This is a genomic window from Bacillus sp. JJ1533 (genome assembly GCF_036965045.1).
GTDB lineage: Bacteria > Bacillota > Bacilli > Bacillales > Bacillaceae_L > Ferdinandcohnia.
Genome location: NZ_JBALOV010000047.1, coordinates 1 through 20,446, shown reverse-complemented (window position 1 = coordinate 20,446; position 20,446 = coordinate 1). Strand labels below are relative to the sequence as shown.

General features: G+C 35.2%; 17 protein-coding genes. 6 read left to right on the top strand and 11 right to left on the bottom strand.

The genetic code is table 11. The features are described 5' to 3' along the window. Positions 1–532 precede the first annotated feature (532 nt). The 4 genes from V7138_RS23045 to V7138_RS23030 all read left to right on the top strand — a co-directional run bounded on the left by V7138_RS23045 (position 533) and on the right by V7138_RS23030 (position 4,439). Positions 533–2,128, top strand: a complete 1,596-nt coding sequence (locus V7138_RS23045) for a PTS sugar transporter (RefSeq protein WP_335402090.1) — start codon at positions 533–535, stop codon at positions 2,126–2,128. Between the two features lie 224 nt (positions 2,129–2,352). Further along, positions 2,353–2,526, top strand: coding sequence for an excalibur calcium-binding domain-containing protein (locus V7138_RS23040; RefSeq protein WP_438824395.1), 174 nt, complete (start codon positions 2,353–2,355; stop codon positions 2,524–2,526). A gap of 299 nt (positions 2,527–2,825) precedes the next feature. Beyond that, on the top strand, positions 2,826–3,773 hold the full coding sequence (locus V7138_RS23035) for a DNA/RNA non-specific endonuclease (RefSeq protein WP_335402088.1): 948 nt from the start codon (positions 2,826–2,828) through the stop codon (positions 3,771–3,773). Positions 3,774–3,998: 225 nt separating this feature from the next. Beyond that, positions 3,999–4,439 (top strand): DnaD domain-containing protein, encoded by a 441-nt coding sequence (locus V7138_RS23030; protein WP_335402100.1) that lies wholly within the window; start codon positions 3,999–4,001, stop codon positions 4,437–4,439. 68 nt (positions 4,440–4,507) lie between these two features. On the opposite strand, the gene V7138_RS23025 is transcribed toward V7138_RS23030, so the two are convergent. The 5 genes from V7138_RS23025 to V7138_RS23005 all read right to left on the bottom strand — a co-directional run bounded on the left by V7138_RS23025 (position 4,508) and on the right by V7138_RS23005 (position 9,655). Continuing rightward, a complete protein-coding gene (locus V7138_RS23025) occupies positions 4,508–5,329 on the bottom strand; it encodes a carbohydrate ABC transporter permease (protein ID WP_335402086.1) in 822 nt (273 codons plus the stop codon). Between the two features lies 1 nt (position 5,330). Further along, complete coding sequence (locus tag V7138_RS23020) at positions 5,331–6,215, bottom strand: carbohydrate ABC transporter permease (RefSeq protein WP_335402084.1); 885 nt, start codon at positions 6,213–6,215, stop codon at positions 5,331–5,333. Between the two features lie 66 nt (positions 6,216–6,281). Then, complete coding sequence (locus tag V7138_RS23015) at positions 6,282–7,550, bottom strand: ABC transporter substrate-binding protein (RefSeq protein WP_335402082.1); 1,269 nt, start codon at positions 7,548–7,550, stop codon at positions 6,282–6,284. Positions 7,551–7,588: 38 nt separating this feature from the next. Beyond that, positions 7,589–8,563: a hypothetical protein gene (locus V7138_RS23010; protein WP_335402080.1), complete on the bottom strand. Its 975-nt coding sequence runs from the start codon at positions 8,561–8,563 to the stop codon at positions 7,589–7,591. A gap of 195 nt (positions 8,564–8,758) precedes the next feature. Continuing rightward, the gene (locus V7138_RS23005) at positions 8,759–9,655 is read right to left on the bottom strand and encodes an ArsR/SmtB family transcription factor (RefSeq protein WP_335402077.1); all 897 of its coding nucleotides are present in this window, start codon (positions 9,653–9,655) and stop codon (positions 8,759–8,761) included. 601 nt (positions 9,656–10,256) lie between these two features. Here V7138_RS23005 and V7138_RS23000 point away from each other — a divergent pair. After that, the gene (locus tag V7138_RS23000) at positions 10,257–10,697 is read left to right on the top strand and encodes a CoxG family protein (protein WP_335402075.1); all 441 of its coding nucleotides are present in this window, start codon (positions 10,257–10,259) and stop codon (positions 10,695–10,697) included. A 623-nt stretch (positions 10,698–11,320) separates the two neighbouring features. Here the strand turns inward: V7138_RS23000 and V7138_RS22995 are convergent. The 3 genes from V7138_RS22995 to V7138_RS22985 all read right to left on the bottom strand — a co-directional run bounded on the left by V7138_RS22995 (position 11,321) and on the right by V7138_RS22985 (position 14,102). Then, entirely contained in the window at positions 11,321–11,845 is a 525-nt protein-coding gene (locus tag V7138_RS22995; RefSeq protein WP_335402072.1) for a type 1 glutamine amidotransferase domain-containing protein, read from the bottom strand. A 245-nt stretch (positions 11,846–12,090) separates the two neighbouring features. Continuing rightward, positions 12,091–12,843: a DUF4230 domain-containing protein gene (locus V7138_RS22990; RefSeq protein WP_335402069.1), complete on the bottom strand. Its 753-nt coding sequence runs from the start codon at positions 12,841–12,843 to the stop codon at positions 12,091–12,093. Between the two features lie 491 nt (positions 12,844–13,334). Next, on the bottom strand, positions 13,335–14,102 hold the full coding sequence (locus V7138_RS22985) for a SurA N-terminal domain-containing protein (RefSeq protein ID WP_335402067.1): 768 nt from the start codon (positions 14,100–14,102) through the stop codon (positions 13,335–13,337). Between the two features lie 598 nt (positions 14,103–14,700). On the opposite strand from V7138_RS22985, the gene V7138_RS22980 reads away from it, so the two are divergent. Continuing rightward, positions 14,701–15,591 (top strand): M15 family metallopeptidase, encoded by an 891-nt coding sequence (locus V7138_RS22980; RefSeq protein ID WP_335402065.1) that lies wholly within the window; start codon positions 14,701–14,703, stop codon positions 15,589–15,591. 453 nt (positions 15,592–16,044) lie between these two features. Here the strand turns inward: V7138_RS22980 and V7138_RS22975 are convergent, their stop codons facing one another. The 3 genes from V7138_RS22975 to V7138_RS22965 form a co-directional block, all read right to left on the bottom strand. Beyond that, positions 16,045–17,457 carry a sugar phosphate nucleotidyltransferase gene (locus V7138_RS22975; protein ID WP_335402063.1) on the bottom strand — a complete coding sequence of 471 codons (1,413 nt, stop codon included), beginning with the start codon at positions 17,455–17,457 and terminating at the stop codon, positions 16,045–16,047. 82 nt (positions 17,458–17,539) lie between these two features. Next, a complete protein-coding gene (locus V7138_RS22970) occupies positions 17,540–19,465 on the bottom strand; it encodes an N-acetylneuraminate synthase family protein (protein ID WP_335402062.1) in 1,926 nt (641 codons plus the stop codon). 208 nt (positions 19,466–19,673) lie between these two features. Further along, a partial coding sequence (locus V7138_RS22965) for an oligosaccharide flippase family protein (protein WP_335402060.1) occupies positions 19,674–20,446 on the bottom strand: 773 nt, incomplete at its 5' end.

Here is a 20,446-nt window from a genome sequence, read left to right as displayed (position 1 = left end):
ATTGAAATTTAATTTCCTGATTAGTACAGGTTAAAGTGAAAAAATAGTGCGCTAAATTCATAGACAGAGGAATTTGATGCTATGATGTTTTAAAAGTGCGGAGCTATGCAAGAAAAATATGCAAAGTTCCGCTCCCTTTAACCTTATTAGTGGAAAACTGTTGATTCTAGATAGTAGTTACACCTGTCCTTGCGTCCCTTTTTATACAAAAGGTAAACCGTAATTTACTGGTATATTCTTTGTCAATCAGTGATTAATGGCAATGTCATCAGTGTTACATTTCGGTGCTAGTAATTAACATAACATTCTTCGCCAGGCTTCCGTACGTAGCTGTGACCATACCTTTGTTTATAACTGTGTGCCAATTATCAACAAAAGCGCATCCATTAGCACATTAACGTTGCAAACTTTAGCAGAGCAAGCGATAGAACCGTCCCCATGTTTCTCTTCTTTTTACCCTATCACTACTTTAATTAACTAATATACTAAAGTATAATAGTTACATAAACTTAGATAGTTGGAGGAGTCAGTTATGAAAAAGAAAGTTGCTATTATCGGCAGCAGTGGGGGGAATCTTTATTCTCTTGGAGGGAAGGAGCCTGAAAAGCTTCTGAGTGAACTTCTTTTACAAATAGAAGCCGCTGGTGTGAAGTGTGCGTCTCTTCAGTTTATTGCAGCAAAAGGATCGATGGATTCTGTGAAAGAATCAACGGAGACCACCATATATGGCTGGGATCCGGAGCAGAATAAACCTACGATTATAGCTCAAGGAACATTAAAGGAAATCAATGTCGAAGCTGAAAAAATGGATCAGGAGATTGCTACTAAAATTGAAAACGGTGAAATAGATGGATTGATCTTTATGAGTGCGGACCCCAATGGGGCTAACAAGCATGTTGTTGAAACCGCAGCAAAAAGAAAGTTGCCGGCGACCGGAACAGGTGGTACCTCTATGGCAACGATTAGTTCAAAAGGGGTTAATGTTATTTCTACTTCCGGGACGACTGGAACCACTAATCGGACACGCGCGGTGACCTTCATGACTTCATTAAGTAAGCACTGGAGCATCTCCTATCGTCCAATTATCGGAAAAGTAGCCAGCTCTGAAAGTACTCAAAATGTAGCTGGTTTACCATGGAAGCGAATCAATATTCGTGGTATGATGCTGTCCTCTCTACCTGGCTTTATTGCGATGGCGTTAGTATTGGCATTAAGTAAAATTCCGGCGTTATCCATGATGGGTGATGTCTTTGATGTCATGATCAAAGCACTCCCCGTTATTCTAGCTGTTATTGCAGCAAAGCAGGTGTCCGATTTAGATGATGTATCCATTGTTGCCGGCATTGTCGCAGGGGTTCTATCGGTTAACGGCGGAATCATTGGGGGAATCATCGGCGGGATTGGTGCTGGACTGTTAGTTCAATATATTTTTAGAAAATGTGTCGAGTGGAAATTTCCAGCTACAACGGTCAACATTGCAGCTGGGGGAATTGCCGGGTTAATCTCAGGACTCATCGTTTATTTTCTCATTGCTCCAATCGCCCTTCAAATTGGAGAAGGAATCCGTTCCTTACTAGATACACTCGTATCCATGAACCCGATTTTTGCAGGCTTAATCGCAGGTTTAGTCATTTGGCCAGCCATCATAGGTGGCATCTATCATGCAGCTATACTCCCAATCGTCTTACTAGAAATGGAACGAACAGGAAATAGCTTCTTAGGCGCCGTAGACATGGTCGGTCTCGTAATGGTGTCAGCTGGTATCACTTTAGCCAATATTGTTGCCCCTCGGGACAAAGGTGAAGCTGCAGTAGCCGCGCCAGGGTTTTTAATAAACGTGGGATTCGGAACATTTGTTGAAGCTGCCTATCCTTTCATGTTTTCTAACAAGTTTATTTTTGCTGGAGCAGTCATCTCATCTGGTTTGGGAGGCTTGCTTGTAGGTCTTTTCGATGTACGTGGAACGGCTTATGTTCCTTCAGTCATGGCACCTTTACTATCTAATAACACAGTCGGATTTATCATTGCGATGCTAGGAAGCTTACTATGTGCATTCATCATTACGCTTTTTGTAAATCTCGTTGCTAAGAAAAAAGGTAAGAATAAATCTGAATTATTGTCGGCTTAACAATCAAAGGCGCCTTGGCGTATTTGTGCCCAGATTTTTTATGCCCACACGATTTAGGTCACTTAGTGCATAATTGTAAAAAGCCACAACGCTACATAGCAAAGATTTTGTACAGATGTTGTAACATTACCTTTGGTATTAAATTTATTAAGCAGTAACCAATTCAGTCGGGGTTCAAACTCTTACTGAAATTTAGGAACTCAAGACTAAGAGCGCTACATCCTTTGGCAACTCTGGAAGCTGAAGCAGTTGCAGTCGCAGCTTCAAGTGAAGGATCAGAGGACTTTTCCAATTATACTGAACTAAGAAAGAAATATCCAAATGGCGTAGCTTCTAATCATATAGCCTATCACCCTAAAATGGTTAGAGATAAAGATAATTTTGCTTGTGAAAAATAGTGTATTATCACTTATTGGCCTTTCTAAGATATTGTATGAATTAATCCTTTCTCAAATAATGAGATGGGATTATTTTTTTATTACCTTAACAACTCTTAAACTGAATGATTATTGATATCCGAATGTAGATTCGAGTCGTAAGTGTTAGAAAAAGCAAATCAGGATTTTTGGATTTTAATAGTAGTTGATATGTGTAATCACAGAATGTACTATTAACAATAGGTTAACAGTGTTAATCTATGTTATCATTCCGAGATTTTTAAAATGAACAATATGAAACTATTATAGGAGATCCTGAAATGAAAAAGAAAATAAACTATTTAATCTTACTTTTAACGACCATCTTTATGTTTGGTTGTACCGATATAGAAGATGCATCCATTACAGATGTAGAAACAGATCCACAAGAAGTAACCACAGTTAATACAGATAAAGAAGAAGTTATCGCTACGGTTGTTGATGAACCAGTAGTAGAGGAAACACCACCCCAACCAAATAATGAACTGTTCGCTGGATATACACTAATTGAAGTTGATGGCGGTAATTTGTCTGGGCATCGTGAACCTAACGTCGTCGTTGATATTGGTTTTGGGGACCGTGAATATTGGGCATTTACGAATGAATACGGTCAGCTGGTACGTGTCATTGCAGACGAAATCATTCTACAGGATGACCGTAACGAACCAGTATTATCATCTGGCAGATACTATTCTGATGAGGCAAAGGTTCCTGGTGTCGAAAGTGACGTTTTAGATGAAGGACATATCATTGCTGATTCTCTCGGAGGGGTATCGAATGCTTATAATATTACCCCACAAGATAGTACACTCAACCGACATGGTGACCAAGCTTATTTGGAAGACGCGATCCGTAAGGCAGGTGGAGCGACTAATTTTGAAGCAATTATCACATATCCGAATACAAAAACACAGATTCCTTCAAAGTATCAGTATACCTATACTATAAAGGGTAACGTGATTATTGATAAATTTGACAATGTAAACCCTGATGAAGTAAACGCAGCACTTGGTTTAACAGGCAGTAAGCCTTCTAATTCAACTAATTCAAACAAAAATTCAACTAGTCCAAATAAAACCGGTGATATTTCTAGTATTGATACAAATGGTAATGGAATTGTTACTATTAAAGAAGCAAAAGCAGCAGGTTTTAGTATGCCAATAACAAGTGATCATTGGTTATACCCCTACATGCGCGATAATGATAATGACGGTATGGTAGGTGAGTAAACCGCTATAACTTTGAGGCAAAATAATGAACAAAAGAATATTTTCCTCGTTGGACGATTTCTAACAATTTGCGAATGGGTGTCTGTGCAAAATCAACTGAAGTTATGGTCATTTCATCTAAATTTTTCATCCTAACGGGGGCGTTTGTTAACGATCCTAAGCCTAATTTCTCGTAAAAAATACAGAGGAATTAGGCTTTTTTTAATCTATCTAAATCCTTAACGTATCGCTGACAAAATCAATGCTTGGTGTACGGATTTATCAGACGAGCTTGTGATTAAGGCTATGAAACTGGCTATAGAAAATTCATCAAAGCGGTGGAGCTATGTCGAGGCGATCTTACGAGATTGGGTGGATAAGGGCTATCAGACAAGTGAGGATGTACAAGCTGCGCGTCTTGCATATAAAAATCAAATGAACCACCCATCTATGAAAAAGCAAACTAGACAGGAAATCATACCGGATTGGTTTCATAAGAGTGTTCACAGCAATGAACCCGACACTGCCTATAAAAAGGATAAGAGAGTGATTACCACCGCTACACAGGAACCAGCCCACGCATCCAGCTTTGAGGAGAAAAAAAGATTGTTTGAGGAACGGATGAAGAAGTATAGGGATGATGATTATTCTCCATGTCTACACACTACAGAAAAAGACACCCTATAAAGAGTGTCTTACGATGTCGAAATGAAATTAAAGCAAGAAAATATGTTCCCCGTGTCTTACCTTCTTTCCTATTTACCTCCTGTAAAGCTAATCCCTTGGATGATCTGCTTTTGAAAGAGAAGGAATAATATGATTACAGGGACAGATGCCACAGCGTTAACTGTCATTGGAACCACAAAGTCAACCAAATAGGTGGACATTAAGGTTGGAATCCCAACTGGAAGTGTATACATTTCTGGTGATGTGAGAGTTAAATATGGCCATAAGAAATTATTCCATGATCCTATAAAAATAAATATAGCTATAGCTGCAAGGGCTGGCTTGGAAAGTGGTAAAATAATTTGCCAATATACCCTAAATGTACCACACCCATCTATTTCTGCACTTTCTATTACTTCTTTAGGCACTCCATCAAAAAAGTTCTTCAATACAATAACTGCAATGGGTGCAGCAATGGTTGGCAATATTATTCCTTCATATGTATTTAACATATTAAGACTCTTTACAACTTCGTACAAGGATATAATTGTTGCTTCTCCAGGTACCATTAGTCCCGCGATAATTAGTGCAAAAATGATATTTTTATATCTAAATTTAATATGTGACAATGCAAATGCCGCCATTGAAGCAAAGACAACTGTAAGCGCAGTCTGAATACTAGCTATTATCAAGCTGTTTTTCATCCACAGTAGTACATCCGTTTCTTTTATCGTATTAATGTAGCTCTGTAAGGAATAGGGCGGAACAAACCAGTCTAATAAAGTTTTAATTTGTGTTTCTTCAGTTTTTAATGATACAAAGATCATCCAAATAATCGGAATAAGGAAAATAATAGCTAATAACATGTAAAAAATATGTGGTAGCCTTTTTACTATATTTTTACGCAACATTTTATCTCCCTCCCCGTTTATTCATTGTAAGTTTATATTGTGAGACAGCAAGAATTAATAGGATTACGAATAATCCATATGACATGGTAGCTGCATAGCCTAAATTATTATCTACAAATCCTGTCTCATAAATATATTGGATGATCGGCCTAGTCGTCGTTCCAGGACCACCCTTTGTTACTAGCCAAACTTGTGCAAAAAGTTTATATGAAGAAATGATTTGTAACAAAACAATTACTTTGGTTATTGGACCTAGCATTGGCACTGTTACATGCCAGAAGAGTTTCCATTTATTAGCCCCGTCCATTTTTCCAGCCTCATACAAACTAGGGTCAATCTCTTGTAATGCTGCTAAATATAAGATTAAGTTAAATCCTAACGACCACCATAAGGTTGTAACAATAATTGAAATCCAAGCAAGTGCTGGCTCGGCAAGCCAATACGGTTCTGCGGAAATACCTACAATATGTAGAAATCCATTGATAAAACCCGTGTAAGGCTTTAACATGAATATAGCCAAAAAGGATATTACCGAAACAGATAGTATATATGGTAAAAAAAAGGCGCCTCTATAAAAGGTTTTTAATCTTGAATTTACATTACTGACCATGGCTAAAAGCAAAGAAATAACGACAAATAATGGGGTAGAAACTATTACGAAAAATGTAGTATTCCATAGTGACTCCCAAAATCCCGGATCATTTAGCATCTTTTTATAATTATCTAAACCAACAAATTCAATCTTCCGTATTAGATTCCATTTATAAAAACTCATTTCTAGGCCTTTTATCATTGGATATATCGTAAATAGAATATAAAGACTTAGAAAAGGAAATAAAAATGCAATGGCCTTCATACTTGATTTGGTATTCTTTTTTCCCCTCATTTTTTCACCTACTATTTTCAGTAGGCTTGAACAACAAGATTCAAGCCTACTGGCTAGTTTTAGTTGTTACTCTATTGTTCTATCAATGACTTCTAGTGCTTCATTTATTGCATCTTCAGCAGGTGCATCTCCATTCCAAACAGTATCCAATTGTCGTATAACTTCATTTTGTAAAATCCAATTATATTTTGATGCTTTTGGGAAGACAACCATATCTGCAACATCTGTATATTCGGTTCGATGAGGAAGTTCTTTAAAATCTGGGTCATCTGCTATATCCTTTTTACTCGGGATATGCCCTGCTTTTGCCCAATCCTTTCCGTTTTCAACAACATACTTCGCAAACGTCATAATAGCTTCTTCTTTTTTAGCATCTTCTTTCTTTTGAAGTGGCATTATTATTGTGTGAGAATCTCCCCAAGTAAGCTGTTCATTATAGATTTGAGGTACACCCATTACACCAAAGTTCAGTCCCTTTGTTTCAGAGAAGGCGCCAACCGTCCACACTCCATCAAATAATAGAGCTGCATTTCCGCTTTGGAATGCTTTTGCTGCATCATTTGGCTCCATATTCCTAGAAAAAATACCTTTATCATAAAACTCCTTCATATAATCTGCAGCCTTAACTGCTTTTTCCATATCAATAGAAGGTGTTACCAAGTCTTCAGCGATTAAATCATTTCCTCCCAGTTGATGATAAAGAGACCACCATAATCGGTATGGATACAATAATTTATAAGGCATAGAGATAGCGTGAATGTTGTCAGGTAAATCAGACTTCAACTTCTCTCCAAATTCTAAAAATCCTTCAGGTGTACTTTCAAACTTTGGTTTCCCTTCACTATCCAGTAAACCCAAGTCATTCAATATATCTTTATTGTAGTACATCACATATGGATGAGTATCAATTGGAATAGCGTAGTGATTTCCATCAATTACAGTAGCGTCTAAAATATTTTTATTCAGCATATCCCAATCGAAATTTGTACTTTTTGCAATATCATCTAATTCTGTAACGACGCCCTCGGTTACAAGTTCAGGCAATTTAGATGTATGTGTAATTGCCATATCTGGACCATTACCTGATGAGACCGCTGTCATTAACTTGGGGTAAAACTCGCTAAATTCGATATCAACACTTTTTACATAAATCTCAGGATGTTCGTTATTAAATGAGTTAATAATCGCCTTCATGTATTCACCATCCCCGCCACCAAATAATGACCAAAATGTCAATTCCATCTTTTGATCGTCATTACCGGATGAATTACTTGAACAAGCGATTAAACTGAACATCAAAAGTAAAGAGACTAATAGAATACTAAACTTTTTCATAATTGAACCCCACTTCCCTTGTTTAGTTTTTTATAAAATTAAAACCCTAGGTCTTTTCCATCGTGAATAGCAATACCTATTCTTTCTACTGTACCTGTTCTAGCATTAAACCACATTAACCAGCGATCATTAGATTCATCATAGAGCATGAATGGTTTGTATATCGATTCCGAATCCCATCCTCCAGGTATACCGGCAGATATGATAGGATTTTGGGGATGTCTTTCCCATTCAGTGATTCCATCTCTAGATCGAGCAAAACAGATTCTAGACTTAAATAAATCCTCAAATCCTATGTAAGCCATATAATACCAATCTTTATCCTTAATCACCTGACAACCCGCAACTCGCTCCCTTTCCCAGATATTCTCCTCTTTCGCAGTGAAGATCGGCTGGTCAGAATACTTTGTCCAATTCACCCCATCTTTACTTGTTGCATAGCCAATTGCATTAGGCTCAAACCATCCACCACCTGAATACCACATCTTGTATACTTCTTCCTCTTGATCCCAAATAACAGTTGGGCACATTAAGGATTGAAGTTCCCAAGGCGCACTCGGTTTTAATACAGGTTGATCATGTCTTTTCCAGTTAACGCCATCTTCGCTTGTTGCATAGCCAATATAAGAAGTACCCTTCTCCATATTTGATGCCTCCATATATGAATCTGTCCATGACTCCCCTGCCAATCCTCCTGAGGTTTGGCCAGAATACCACATATGATATACATTGTCCTTCCTTATAATCGTAGGTCGATTTACATCCTCCTCCCATCCAGAATCCATTCTTGGTTCAAGGACTATTTTCGGTTCTCCCCAACGAAACCCATCAGAGCTTTCAGCACGAGCAATACAATAATGAGTCCTCCAAGAATAAAACATTTCAAATGTTCCATCTTCCCTTTTGATCACGTGCTTATCAAAGCAAAAGTCTTTATCGTCACCGATTACAGGATTATTTTTATGTTTTCTCCAACCTGCCTGACATCCTATCTTCATTGCATCGTAATTCATCTAACCGCCTCCATATTTATTAAATGTTTAGTTTACCTTTTAGTTATTTTAATAACCTCTAGGTATTCCAATTAACACTTAGTTTATTCCAAACTATTATTTCAGTCAAGAGAATTTTGATAATATTCATAAATTTTTTACTTCAAATTAAAAAGACCCTAACGCTTAAATTTAAGCGTTAGGGTCTACTACTTTTTAAGTGTATTTTATAATTACTTCTATATCTTGATTATGATTTCCATATTTTTTCCCAAATAGATTAATCCCCCCACAATTAGGAGACTCTTCTAAACATGCCAATCTTAATAAAATTTCGCTGTTATGATCAATACTAATGTCATCGATGTTCACATCTGATACTTGAACACTATCAATAAATGTTCCAACATTATTAACTTTGATTGTTTTTAATAGTCCATATTGGGACCCGCTCCACCAAGCAGGTGTAAAGACGCCCTTCATATTACCGAAGTCACCAGGACTTGTCCATGTTGTAAGGTGGACTTGGTTAATAAAAAAGGAGATATCAGATGGCCAATCATCATTATAGCGTTGGGCCTGCGAACAAATTTCCATTGAGAATTCAATGCCCGTTAACCGCTTCCCTTCTTCTAGATAATTTGGTAAACGGTATTCGACAAAACCACTAGTGAACCAAAGATGATTAGCTTTAACATGGTCCGGATCTGAAAAGTAACGAGGATCATCCACCTCACCAATGATTTTCGTGTGGGTAGAGAGACCACATAGACCATTCACCTGATAATTGCAATATTGACCCACTGGAATAGTAACGTTGTATTGACCATCTTCCTTTTCATTACCTCGAAACTTAAGGATTGCTTCATCAAAAGCCAAGGAACATATCTTTTGAGTACCTCTCTTACCAGGAATGTTCTCAAAACGAATAATTCCGGCTTCTCCCAATTTTATAACATGACGAGTTACAATCCCCGGTGATATATTTAATAATTCTGCAATTTCCTTAATATTGTAAGATTTCTCACTTAAAAGACTAATAATCTTAATCCTAGTACTAGATGAAAAACATTCCAAAATATGTGCGTTCTCTTCTTTTACTTCTATAATCACATAATTTATCCCCTTTGATTTACTTTATAGGTAATTGTATTACTTATTAGTTATTTATTCAATGAGGGAGTTTATGTATTTTAAAAATCCCATACCCATTTTATACCACCTACTCCAAAAAAGGAATTCAAACATCTGTAATATAAAGTTATTTAGATTTTTAAAAATGTGTTAGGGACTTCCTGTTTGGGGAGGTCTAAGACAGATTGTGATAAAAAGAGGTGAAAAGCTGAACCCGCTTCTCATCCACTATGCTAAAATACTAATTTATCACATTTCGCCACTATAACAGCGGTTTTGGCCCACCCGAAAAGTCATTCATTCAATCGTTTGTTTGAATTTTAAAAAGCTTGTTGCTGTTGCGTTAAACTGCCAATCAAACGTTTGATTGAAATGTAATTTCATGATTAGTACAGGTTAACGTGAAAAAATAGCACCATACTGTCTAATTTACCTCAACTATCTGTAGTCGAATAAAATGCTTGTACTATAACGTGCTTTACCCCAAATCAAGAGATGTAAGATTATATATTTTATGTAATAATTAACTTTTGTAGAAATATAAATTTACCATTGATACATAGTGAAAGTGGGAATCATAATGGCGACAGGGACACATATAGTAGAAATTCCAACTGATGCACAAGCAGTTTGGGATTATGTTAGCGATCTTGAAAAGTGGGCAACGGCAGTACCGGCCTATAAAGAACATGAAATCATCAATGACAAGCAATCGATTTGGACATTTGAAGGTAGTGTAAAAGGGATTAAAAAGACTGTACAAACGCAGATCGATATAACCGAATGGAATGAACCTTCGAATATTAAGTTTGAGCTAAAAGGCTTATCGGATAATTTTACAGGAAGCGGTCAATTTACTGCAGCAGAGATTAATGGTAAAACAACAATGACTTGTACAGTGGAAGTTCATGCTGGCGGTATATCAGGTGCGGTGTTAACACCCATTATTAAATGGGCTGTTCCAAAAGTAGCATCTCGTTTAACAGAATCAATCGCACGTAAAATTGCAGTATTCGCATAGTTTTCTAGATAAACAGCTCTTTTCACAAATGCAATATCATACGTTTTTTCAACTTCCTATAGAAAAGTCCCCTTGATACTAGACAGACGAACATGCTTTCTTTTTCTGTCTAGTATCAGGATAAATGGCAGCTATTATAACTTTGAATTGCACACTACTATATTTAATGTTTTAAACTAAGTTTGATATTAGAAACTGTTTCCTGCTCAAGTTCGATTTCCTCGTTTACTACTTTATCGTGAAATTCTTTTGCGGCTAATTTCTTTGACGAACTAAAACCATCATATTGGGTACTTATTTTTTAAAAATTATCTTTAGAAATTAACGACTCGATTGTCTGTGGGTTTTTCACACTTTCTCCACAACAACTTCTTCGTTACAACTTACAAATATAATTTTATCTTATAGAGTCTCGTCCAGTTTATTGACTAAAACATCGTATTCGTTGTAACCAGCTTAATCATAGACTAATAAAATCTTAAATTCACATCCCCTGTTGGGGGTCTACAAAAAAAGAAATGGTGCCCGTAAAATTATAGGCACCCCAAAAGGATAGATCTCCTTAACTACTTTAAAACTATAAAACTTTATCTTTGTCGGGGGTCTAGCACTGTAACTCATTACTATTTTTGTGCTAAGACATTAATAAATTCCCTCATGTAATCTGGTAGGTCTGGTGGACGGCGGCTTGATACAAGATGTCCATCGGTCACAACAGGTTCGTCATACCAAACCGCACCTGCGTTTTCCATGTCATCCCTAATTCCTGGCGTACTCGTAACTTTTTTTCCTTCCAATATCTTAGCTGAGATCAATACCCAACCTGCATGACAAATCTGTCCGATTGGCTTTTCGGCATCGTTCATTTGCTGTAGCATAGATAATACCTCGGGAAACCTACGAATTTTATCTGGTGCCCAACCTCCCGGTACTAAAATCGCATCATAATCTTCTGCCTTTATATCACCATACGCAAAATCAGAAACGGCGGGGACACCATACTTCCCTATATATTTCTGCTTCGGCTCTTCACCAACAAGATCAACAATAGCACCTTCTTCTCTAAGCCTCAAAACTGGGTACCATAATTCTAGATCTTCAAAGTCGTGATGAATAAGACCGATAATCTTTTTTCCCTTTAAACGCATTACATAGCCATCCTTTCATTTATAGTTTTATTAATAGTAACATTTCCTAAAGTATTCATAAACAAATGTTAATTTGAATATAGGTCAGTATGTCATTTTGCTTTATAGAATCAAATAACTTAATATAGGGCAAAGGGTAACATCGTCACTTAAAGCGGTAATTAAGGAGCATACGTCATATACACTCATGTAACATTTTTTCCTTGGGCAAACTCTTTACTTGTGGAATTTGCATATAATCAAAATCATACTTCCCTAAATGTTAGTTTCACAGTATAGCCCAGGTTGCTAAAAAATCCTTTAAGGACCTTTTCTGCACTTTTTTCTGCTGTTTCTAATAAGCCTACTTCAATGGCCTCCTCTTTGATTTTCTCCTGTGCTTCTGCTGCTAAGTCAAATCCTTTATCCCACTTGACTTCCCCACGGAATAATCCTTCGTCTGAGAATGTTCTCACCTTATTCATCTGAATTGCTGGTTCCTGTATAAGAGCGGCTCGTGGCAGGACAATTTCTATCTCCTTTTCATTATCATTGACTTTTATATCATCTGAAGTTATCCCTTTAAGATCAACTCCAGCAATGACTGTGGCAGGAACAATTAACATGATCTCTCTCTTTGTACCTGGTAGATTAACCGAAATATCATTTCCGAACAGCTTATTATCCTCTTCCTCAATGACTGCTGTTACATGGGCTTCTGCCGTTGCAAGCGTTGCTAATTCTTGGACTTTCTCTACAAATGCTGTACTTTCCTTTTTAAACGTACTTCCGGAGAATAACCAAAAGCTTCCGGATGCGATGACTATGAGAAGCAATGTAATTATTAAAAAAATCTTTACTCCCCAAAATTTAAAAATGAGCTTAAATAATGCTCCCGAGATATTGGCGTTTTCTCTACTCTGTCCTACAGCAGCAGTAGCAGCACTTTCTTCTCGGCCCTTTTTTAGTTCAACCAATACACTCTCAAATTGTGTTAATGCTTCATCTTTTTTACTCATGGTATTTCCCCCTACACTTTACCTTCTCTATAAAATCAGTCTTTAAGGGCTCAAGTCTATTTTCATTTCCTCTACGATTGGCACAAATAAAAGTAGATTACATTTTTAGGATGTTTGATATTTTTATATTGTCCTAATATTTGTGAGCATCCAAACCTCAATGATGCGCATGCTAATCTTTTTAAAGTATTGTCCTTTAGATCTAAGCATTTAATTAACTATAGGTAAATTATACTATAGGAATTCCATCGTTAGAGTAATTTCGACACAATTCTTATGTGGATGTAAAAGCATAAAACAGATTTAGCGGAGATAAAGTATAGTAGGGTCGAATGTATGTGTAGTGGCTGCTATACAAGGCCTCATAAATATCACTTAAAATAGTAAATAAAAAAGAAGACGAACCCTACATGGTGTAGAGATCCATCTTCTTTTCGTTTGATGGGCGTTAATTAGCAGCCCCGAGTCTCTGTAAAATTTTGTGTAACATCTTAAATCTTAATATCAATCTTCGCATTTTTCTTTAACTCTTCCACTTGTTGAGCGAGGTTTTCCTGCTGTTTTTGCTGTTGAAGAGATTGTTTGATTTGCGGTATTACTTCTTCAAGCTTTGGAATGTCTTGTCCAGAACTCTTTCCTTGTTCTGCATATTCATCATACGCTATTTGTATTTCTTCATCAGTTATTTCACCAGCAGGCACTTCTTTCTCAATGTACTGTTGAAGCTTAATTCCTTCAGCAATTTGAGTTTCAATTGTTTTCATATCCATGCCGGATTTTTTGAGAGCATCTTGGAATTCTTTTTCTGATTTAAACTGGTTTTTTATTTGGTCCAGCTGCTTCTTAATATCTGCCTCTGAAGCTTTATAGCTTTTTTTATCTGCCTCTTGAAGAAGCAATGTTCGTGCGACTAAGCTGTCTATTGTTTGGTTTTTCACTTCCTCTGCAGCTTCTTTAGAAGTCGGATCTTGTCCCATTTGTTGCATTTGTCCTTGTATTGACGCTAAAGCGCCATTATAATCGCTACCTAAAATTTCTTGATCATTCACAATAGCAACAGTTTTCTTTTCATCTATTTGCTGTGCTTCTAATTTCTTTTGCATGTCTTCCATTTGCTTTTGCTGTTCTTTCTGTTGATCGGTTTCCACTGTTTTTGCTTTATCATCATTTTTGGCTTCTTTACTTTCTTCATTTCCTCCGCATGCTGCTAAACCTACGGCCATTAGACATGTTATGAATGTAAACAACATTTTTTTCATAAACAATCTCCTTCCTTAAGCTAGAAGTATCATATCCCCTTAAAAAACCATATAGTGGGCATTATAAAGTTTATCTTTAGAAAAAGAAACAGCATGCGCTGATTTTTAATATTTATAATAGGAATGAAACATTTTGTAATGAAAACGGCACCCTGTAAAGGGTACAGTTGACAGAAAATTAATAGTACCAATATTCCTTTTCCTTAATAATCTCCGTTCTGGGACGAGGAACCTGTCCGTACCTCTGTCTCTAAAACTTTGCATCTCCGAGGGTCATGCCATAAGACATTAAAAATTGTCGACTTTTGTCGATATAATAATTATAAGTTTATTGTAAGGTGGCAATAAAATGTTTTTAAAATATTGGCATTTACTTAATATGAAATATTATGCACGTTTGACCAAAGACGCTAGGGATCCAAAAATTAGAGAAAAAATGTTAAATAAGCTTGAATACCATAGTAACAAATTTAATAAAAATGTAAGATAATCATACAGTCAATACCGAGTCTTACTTACCAAAATCTCATACGTCTCTTGTAGTAAAAGGAATACCGAAGATTCAAATGCAATTGGATTAAGTAAAGGGGGCGAAAAAATGCAACGGAGGAAAAAGTGGATATTATTACTATCAATCTTGAGTTTGATTATAGCTGCTACTTCTGTGGTCTCTAGTCCTTTCCTTCAGCAATATGAAGGAACACAGCCTGAACTAAAAATTGTTTCCAATATGATTAAAAGAGAGTCTCCAATAAAGAAAATCAAAACCATTGATATAAACGAAAATCATATTTTTCAAGGAGACTTGCTATTAGTCAACAATTCATTTCCGATTAAACAAAATAGTATAATAGAAGATATTGTACCATTATCTGCAATATCGGAAATGAGGAAACAATTCGGGACAAGCATTAATTCTATTTCTCTATCAAAAGAGGCAGGACTCCAATTTTCAAAGTTAATAAAGGCAGCGAAAAAGGATGGATTAGTTCACTTTTCTTTGAATAATGGATTTCGTAACTTTGAAGAACAAGCAAAACTCTATAAAGAGATCGGATCTAGCTACGCTTTGCCACCAGGGTATAGTGAACATAATCTAGGATTATCAATTGATGTGGGATCTACCCTAATGAAAATGGAGTATGCACCAGAAGGCAAATGGATGGAAGAAAATGCGTGGAAATACGGGTTTATTTTGCGATATCCAAGGGACAAAATAGATATTACCGGAATTGAATATGAACCTTGGCACTTCCGGTATGTGGGTTTGCCTCATAGTGTACTTATGAAAGAAAAGAAGTTTGTGTTGGAGGAATACATTGAATATCTGAAAATGGAAATGACCGTGAAGACAACTTATGGCGAAAAAACATACGTTATCTCATACCACCCTGTTCCAGAAACACTCGAAATGGTAGAACCGATCTTTTCCCAATATGAGATTTCAGGAAATAACGTAGATGGAGTAATCGTGACAAGGTATCAGTAGTGATTTCAGAGGATCTGGGTAAAACTGGTTGAATAAAAAAGAAATGTTCCAAGAAGATTACAGGCCTAAAGGACAAATCTCCTAAATTCCTTTAAAATATATATTTTTCCAAGTTGTTCAGGCGCCCCTTCAAATCACTTTAAACATAAAATCCTCCAAATAAATAGATATTGTGATGAAAATTAATTGTATTAAATGTATTTGGATGATTGGACCGTTGATAAAAAGAAGTAACAAAGGAGATTTGTATATACCGAGGGTACTAGTTCAAATTACTTATTCTATGTTTTGTTCTATACTCCTTCTATTCTTAAAAACTTTTCAAGAATTGAGTTTCATAAAGTGCAATAGGGAAAGATGAAAACACAATTTAGTTTCTGATTGAAAAAAAACAGGGGATAGTTGTAACCATCCCCTTGTTTTCCAATGTATGTAACTCATATCATTTTTTCATTAACTATTTAAAACAGAATTTTTTTGATTGGAGATTTTTTCACCACTTTCACCTTTGCAGGCATTAACAATATCATCCCAGCTATCTGCTATGATATGTTTATCAGCTTCAACTAGTTCAGTACCAGTTTGCACCTCAATAATCTCCATATCTGTTATTGCTTGAACAGAGTGTTTAGAGGCTATTGGAATTTGTATTATATCACCAGACCTGATATGAATTAGCTTATCATCAATAACAAAAAATCCTTCACCTTTAGTTATTGTCCAATTTTCACTTCTTTTAAAATGCATCTGATAACTCATATTCTTCCCTGCATTTATTCCAATTCGCTTAATCAGAACTTCGTTACCAGCTACATACTTAGTATATTCTAAAACTCTATACCATCCCCATGAATATTCCTCATACATCGGACGACCATCAAAATCACTTATATATTCTTTAATTCTTTGGCTTGAGTCTTTCTCAGACACAAGTATGCCATCTGGGCTAGCAGCAATAATCGCGTTACTTACACCAATTACAGTTATAGGTATATCTAATTCATTTACAACATTGGTATTAAATACATCCTCTGAAATAACACCTTTACCCAATAAATTTGTAGACATTTCTTCTGTTAAAGAATTCCAAGTACCAAGATCCTTCCAGTATCCTTCATATTCTAAGGTGATTATTTTGTTTGCTTTTTCTACAATTTCATAGTCAAAGCTATTCTTTGGCATATAATTGTAATTAGATAATAATTTATTATAATCAGTTGGTATATTTTTCTCTTTTAAAATATCAATTAAATAACCAAGTTTAAAAGCAAAGACACCACAATTCCACAAAGCATTCTTTTCAATTAACTCCTTTGCTTTTTGTTCTTCAGGTTTTTCAATAAAATAGTCAACATCTTTATAATTATTTAAGTTGTCATTTTTCGGAACAATATATCCAAACTTTTCCGCCGGATAATTAGGCGTCACCCCTATTAATGCTATATCAGCTTTTGATAGAGTAAGCACTTCTTCCATTTCTTTCACTTTTAGAAAAAAACTGTCATCCACATATGGGTCGACCGGCAATACCCCAACTATCTCATCTAAGCTACAACCCGTTTCAGAAAATAAATATGTTGCTGCCAATGCTATTGCAGGAAAAGTATCCCTTCTTTCCGGTTCTGTAAGGAGTGGGACATCAATACCTATTTGGCTCTTTATCATCTCAACCTGCGCTACACTTGTTGAAATTAAAGATTCCTTTGCTAATCCTGTTCTTTTTAGTTGTCCCCAAACTCTTTGCAACATTGAAATTTGGTTATTCTGTTTATCTCGCATGACCTTTAAAAATTGTTTTGACCTTGCATCATTAGAAAGTGGCCATAACCTTTTTCCAGACCCGCCAGATAATAATACTAACTTCATGATATCCTCCCTCACGTTTTACACAAAAGTAATAAAATGCTTATTGATAGCAAAAAAACTTTATTAAAAAAATATTGTTAAATTATTTAAAAGCATTCTCTAATCTATCTAGAGCAATCCAAAAACCTTCCCCATCATTTTTATGACCTTGCCATATTTCAGGAATAAAGGATGCTTGAGGAGCAAATTCTTTTAGTAACATTGCTAAAGAATTAAAATCTATATCGCCTTCCCCGATTTGGAGGCCCTCGCCATCAATACCTTTTGCATCTACAATGTGTAAATGACCTGTGATAGGACCAATTTCCCTTACAAATTCTTCAAATGACCAACCAAAGTGATTACATGCTAGTTTTGAATGCGAAATATCGAAACATACCCTCATGTTATTCTTTTCGCAAAATTCAAATGTATCAGTTGGATCCATGAATAGGTTGTGGAATCTTTGCCCACCAAAATGCCAAGGGAAAGGTGGCATTGTCTGTGCAATTATCTCTACACCATTTGTATCTAAATCTTTCAAACTTTTTTCAATTAAGTCATAATATTTTTGCCTATCCATGGGCTCAAGTGGTTCATTTTCAGTAAAACCACCCAAATTTGTAACAATCATTGGAACAGTTGATTTTTTAAAATATTTTTTTAACTTTCTTGTTATATTGATTACTCTTTGCATTTCACTAATAGAATGTTGTCTGTATTCTTCATCTAGCGAACATAAATTTAATATATGGTCACCCGCAAAAAGTTCGGGCATGTGTACAACAAAGTCCATGTCATATACTTCTTCAAAATAATCTTCAATATTTTCATCCAAATCCTTATAACTTAAATGAAACTCTAATAAATCTGGATTCGTTTTTTCTAAGATCTTTTTGAAATCATGGTATCGAACAGGAACACCCCATTTTAAAGGGAAATCATAATTTCTTGCTTTTATAATTTCATCTTGCAAGTCAGATTCAAAGAAAAAATCTCCAGCTTTAAAGTCTTTCTTTGCTATTTTTCCTATTAGTTCATTTTTTTTGTTTGGTTGTAATCCTTTACCTGGGCTTTTAGTTTCAATCATATGTTCAAGGATAATTTCTCCTTCTTTTAAATCACAATTGATCACAAGGCTTTTTGCCAAATTTTCACGATTAATAATTTCACCTTGTGACATTATTCTTTCTTGTGAAGTTCCTAGAGATAGTTCAACTTGACGAATACCTTCTACCATTTCTTTAAACTCATTAGGTAGGAGACTGACTTTATGGTCATTTCCTTCCATATTTCTATCAAGTGTAAAATGTTTTTCAATCACTTTAGCCCCTTTTGCAACTGCAGCAATTGAAATATATATACCTCTTTCATGCCCAGAATATCCAATTAAACTTCCTGTTAATTCTTTTAATCTATCTAGATAATTTAAATTAACATCTTTAAATGGTGCAGGGTATGTAGAGTTACAATGTAAAATAACATGCTGAGCACCTTCCTCGTTTAAAATGTTAACTGCTTCAGCAATTTCACCTTCAGTAGACATACCCGTTGAGCATATTAAAGGCTTTCCTGTTTTAGCCATAGTTCTTAAAAGTTCATGATTTGTTAAATCAGCTGATGCAAGCTTGTATCCTTCCATACCATAACTTTCTAGTACATCTAAGCTTCTAAGATCCCATGGCGTACAAAGTGGAAGTATCCCTTTTTCTTTACAATAATCAAATACCTCTATCATTTCATCGGTTGATAACTGAAATCTTGAAAGCAGATCAAGTGTATATTGTGACCCTAAATCCTCACTTGCATCATTGGCATTACCTTTATTTTTATATAGTGAATCTAAATCTCTTAATTGAAATTTCGCACAATCTGCACCAGCCGTAACTGCCTCATCAACTAACCTTTTTGCGAGATTTAGACTCCCGTTATGATTATTTCCAATCTCAGCTATTATAAAAGAAGCTGATTCTTCACTTAATAAAAAACGTCCAAGTTGAATTTCTTTTAATTTTTTTTTGTTTTCCATTTATATTCTCCTATGCTATATATTTTCTCTTTACAAAACACCGAGGCTAAATATTTACAAATTGATATGAAGTCTCTTTATAATATATCCTTTATAAAATAGAAAAACGTTTTAGTGATAATTGAAAAAGCAAGAAGTTCTATTTGCAAGAGTTTTTAACATTCACACTATGTTTTTATCAAAAAACAGCAATTACCCTTTATAATAATTATCTCATCTTTATGATATTCATTGGATTTATGCCTTTTAATTGTAACCAAAATATTTCTCTTCCCTCCTTAAAGAAAAGATTTGACAAAAACAGAGAAATAAATTGTGTAATAACAGTTGCGTAGGCAGCACCAAACACCCCAAACTTTGGTATCATAAAGTAATTTAATATAATATTGATAAAAACGGCAAATATTTGGGAAATCATCAAAATTTTCGAATTCCCTGTTATTGTAAAATGACTACTTCTTAATGTGGCATTGTACATAAAAAATGTACTTAGGACTAGAATATAGAAAACATCTAGACTTTTTAAATAGTCTTTACTGAATATACTATTAAATAGATAAGGTAATACTAAAAAGGAACAAATTGTACCGATTATATAAAACCAGGTTATAATACTAGTAATAAACTGGTACCTTGTATAATATAATTCTTTGTTATTATTATACCAATCAAGCATTTTGGGAAATATTGAAATTTGAACAGGACCTATTGCGATAGCAACAACCATAATCATCTTGTTTGATATTGAGTACACCCCAACTTCATAAACTCCTAACATTGCACCAATCATTATTTGATCTATCTTTGTATATAATAAAGCTGCTGCCGACGCAATTGCTAAGGGAGTACTCTCTTTGATTAATGATAGTACTAATAAATAATCGAACTTTAAATCTAGGTTTACATTAAACTTTTTTATGAACTGAAGGTATAAGATTAACAGTTTTATTAATGAAGAGAAAAGAATAATAACTACAATAC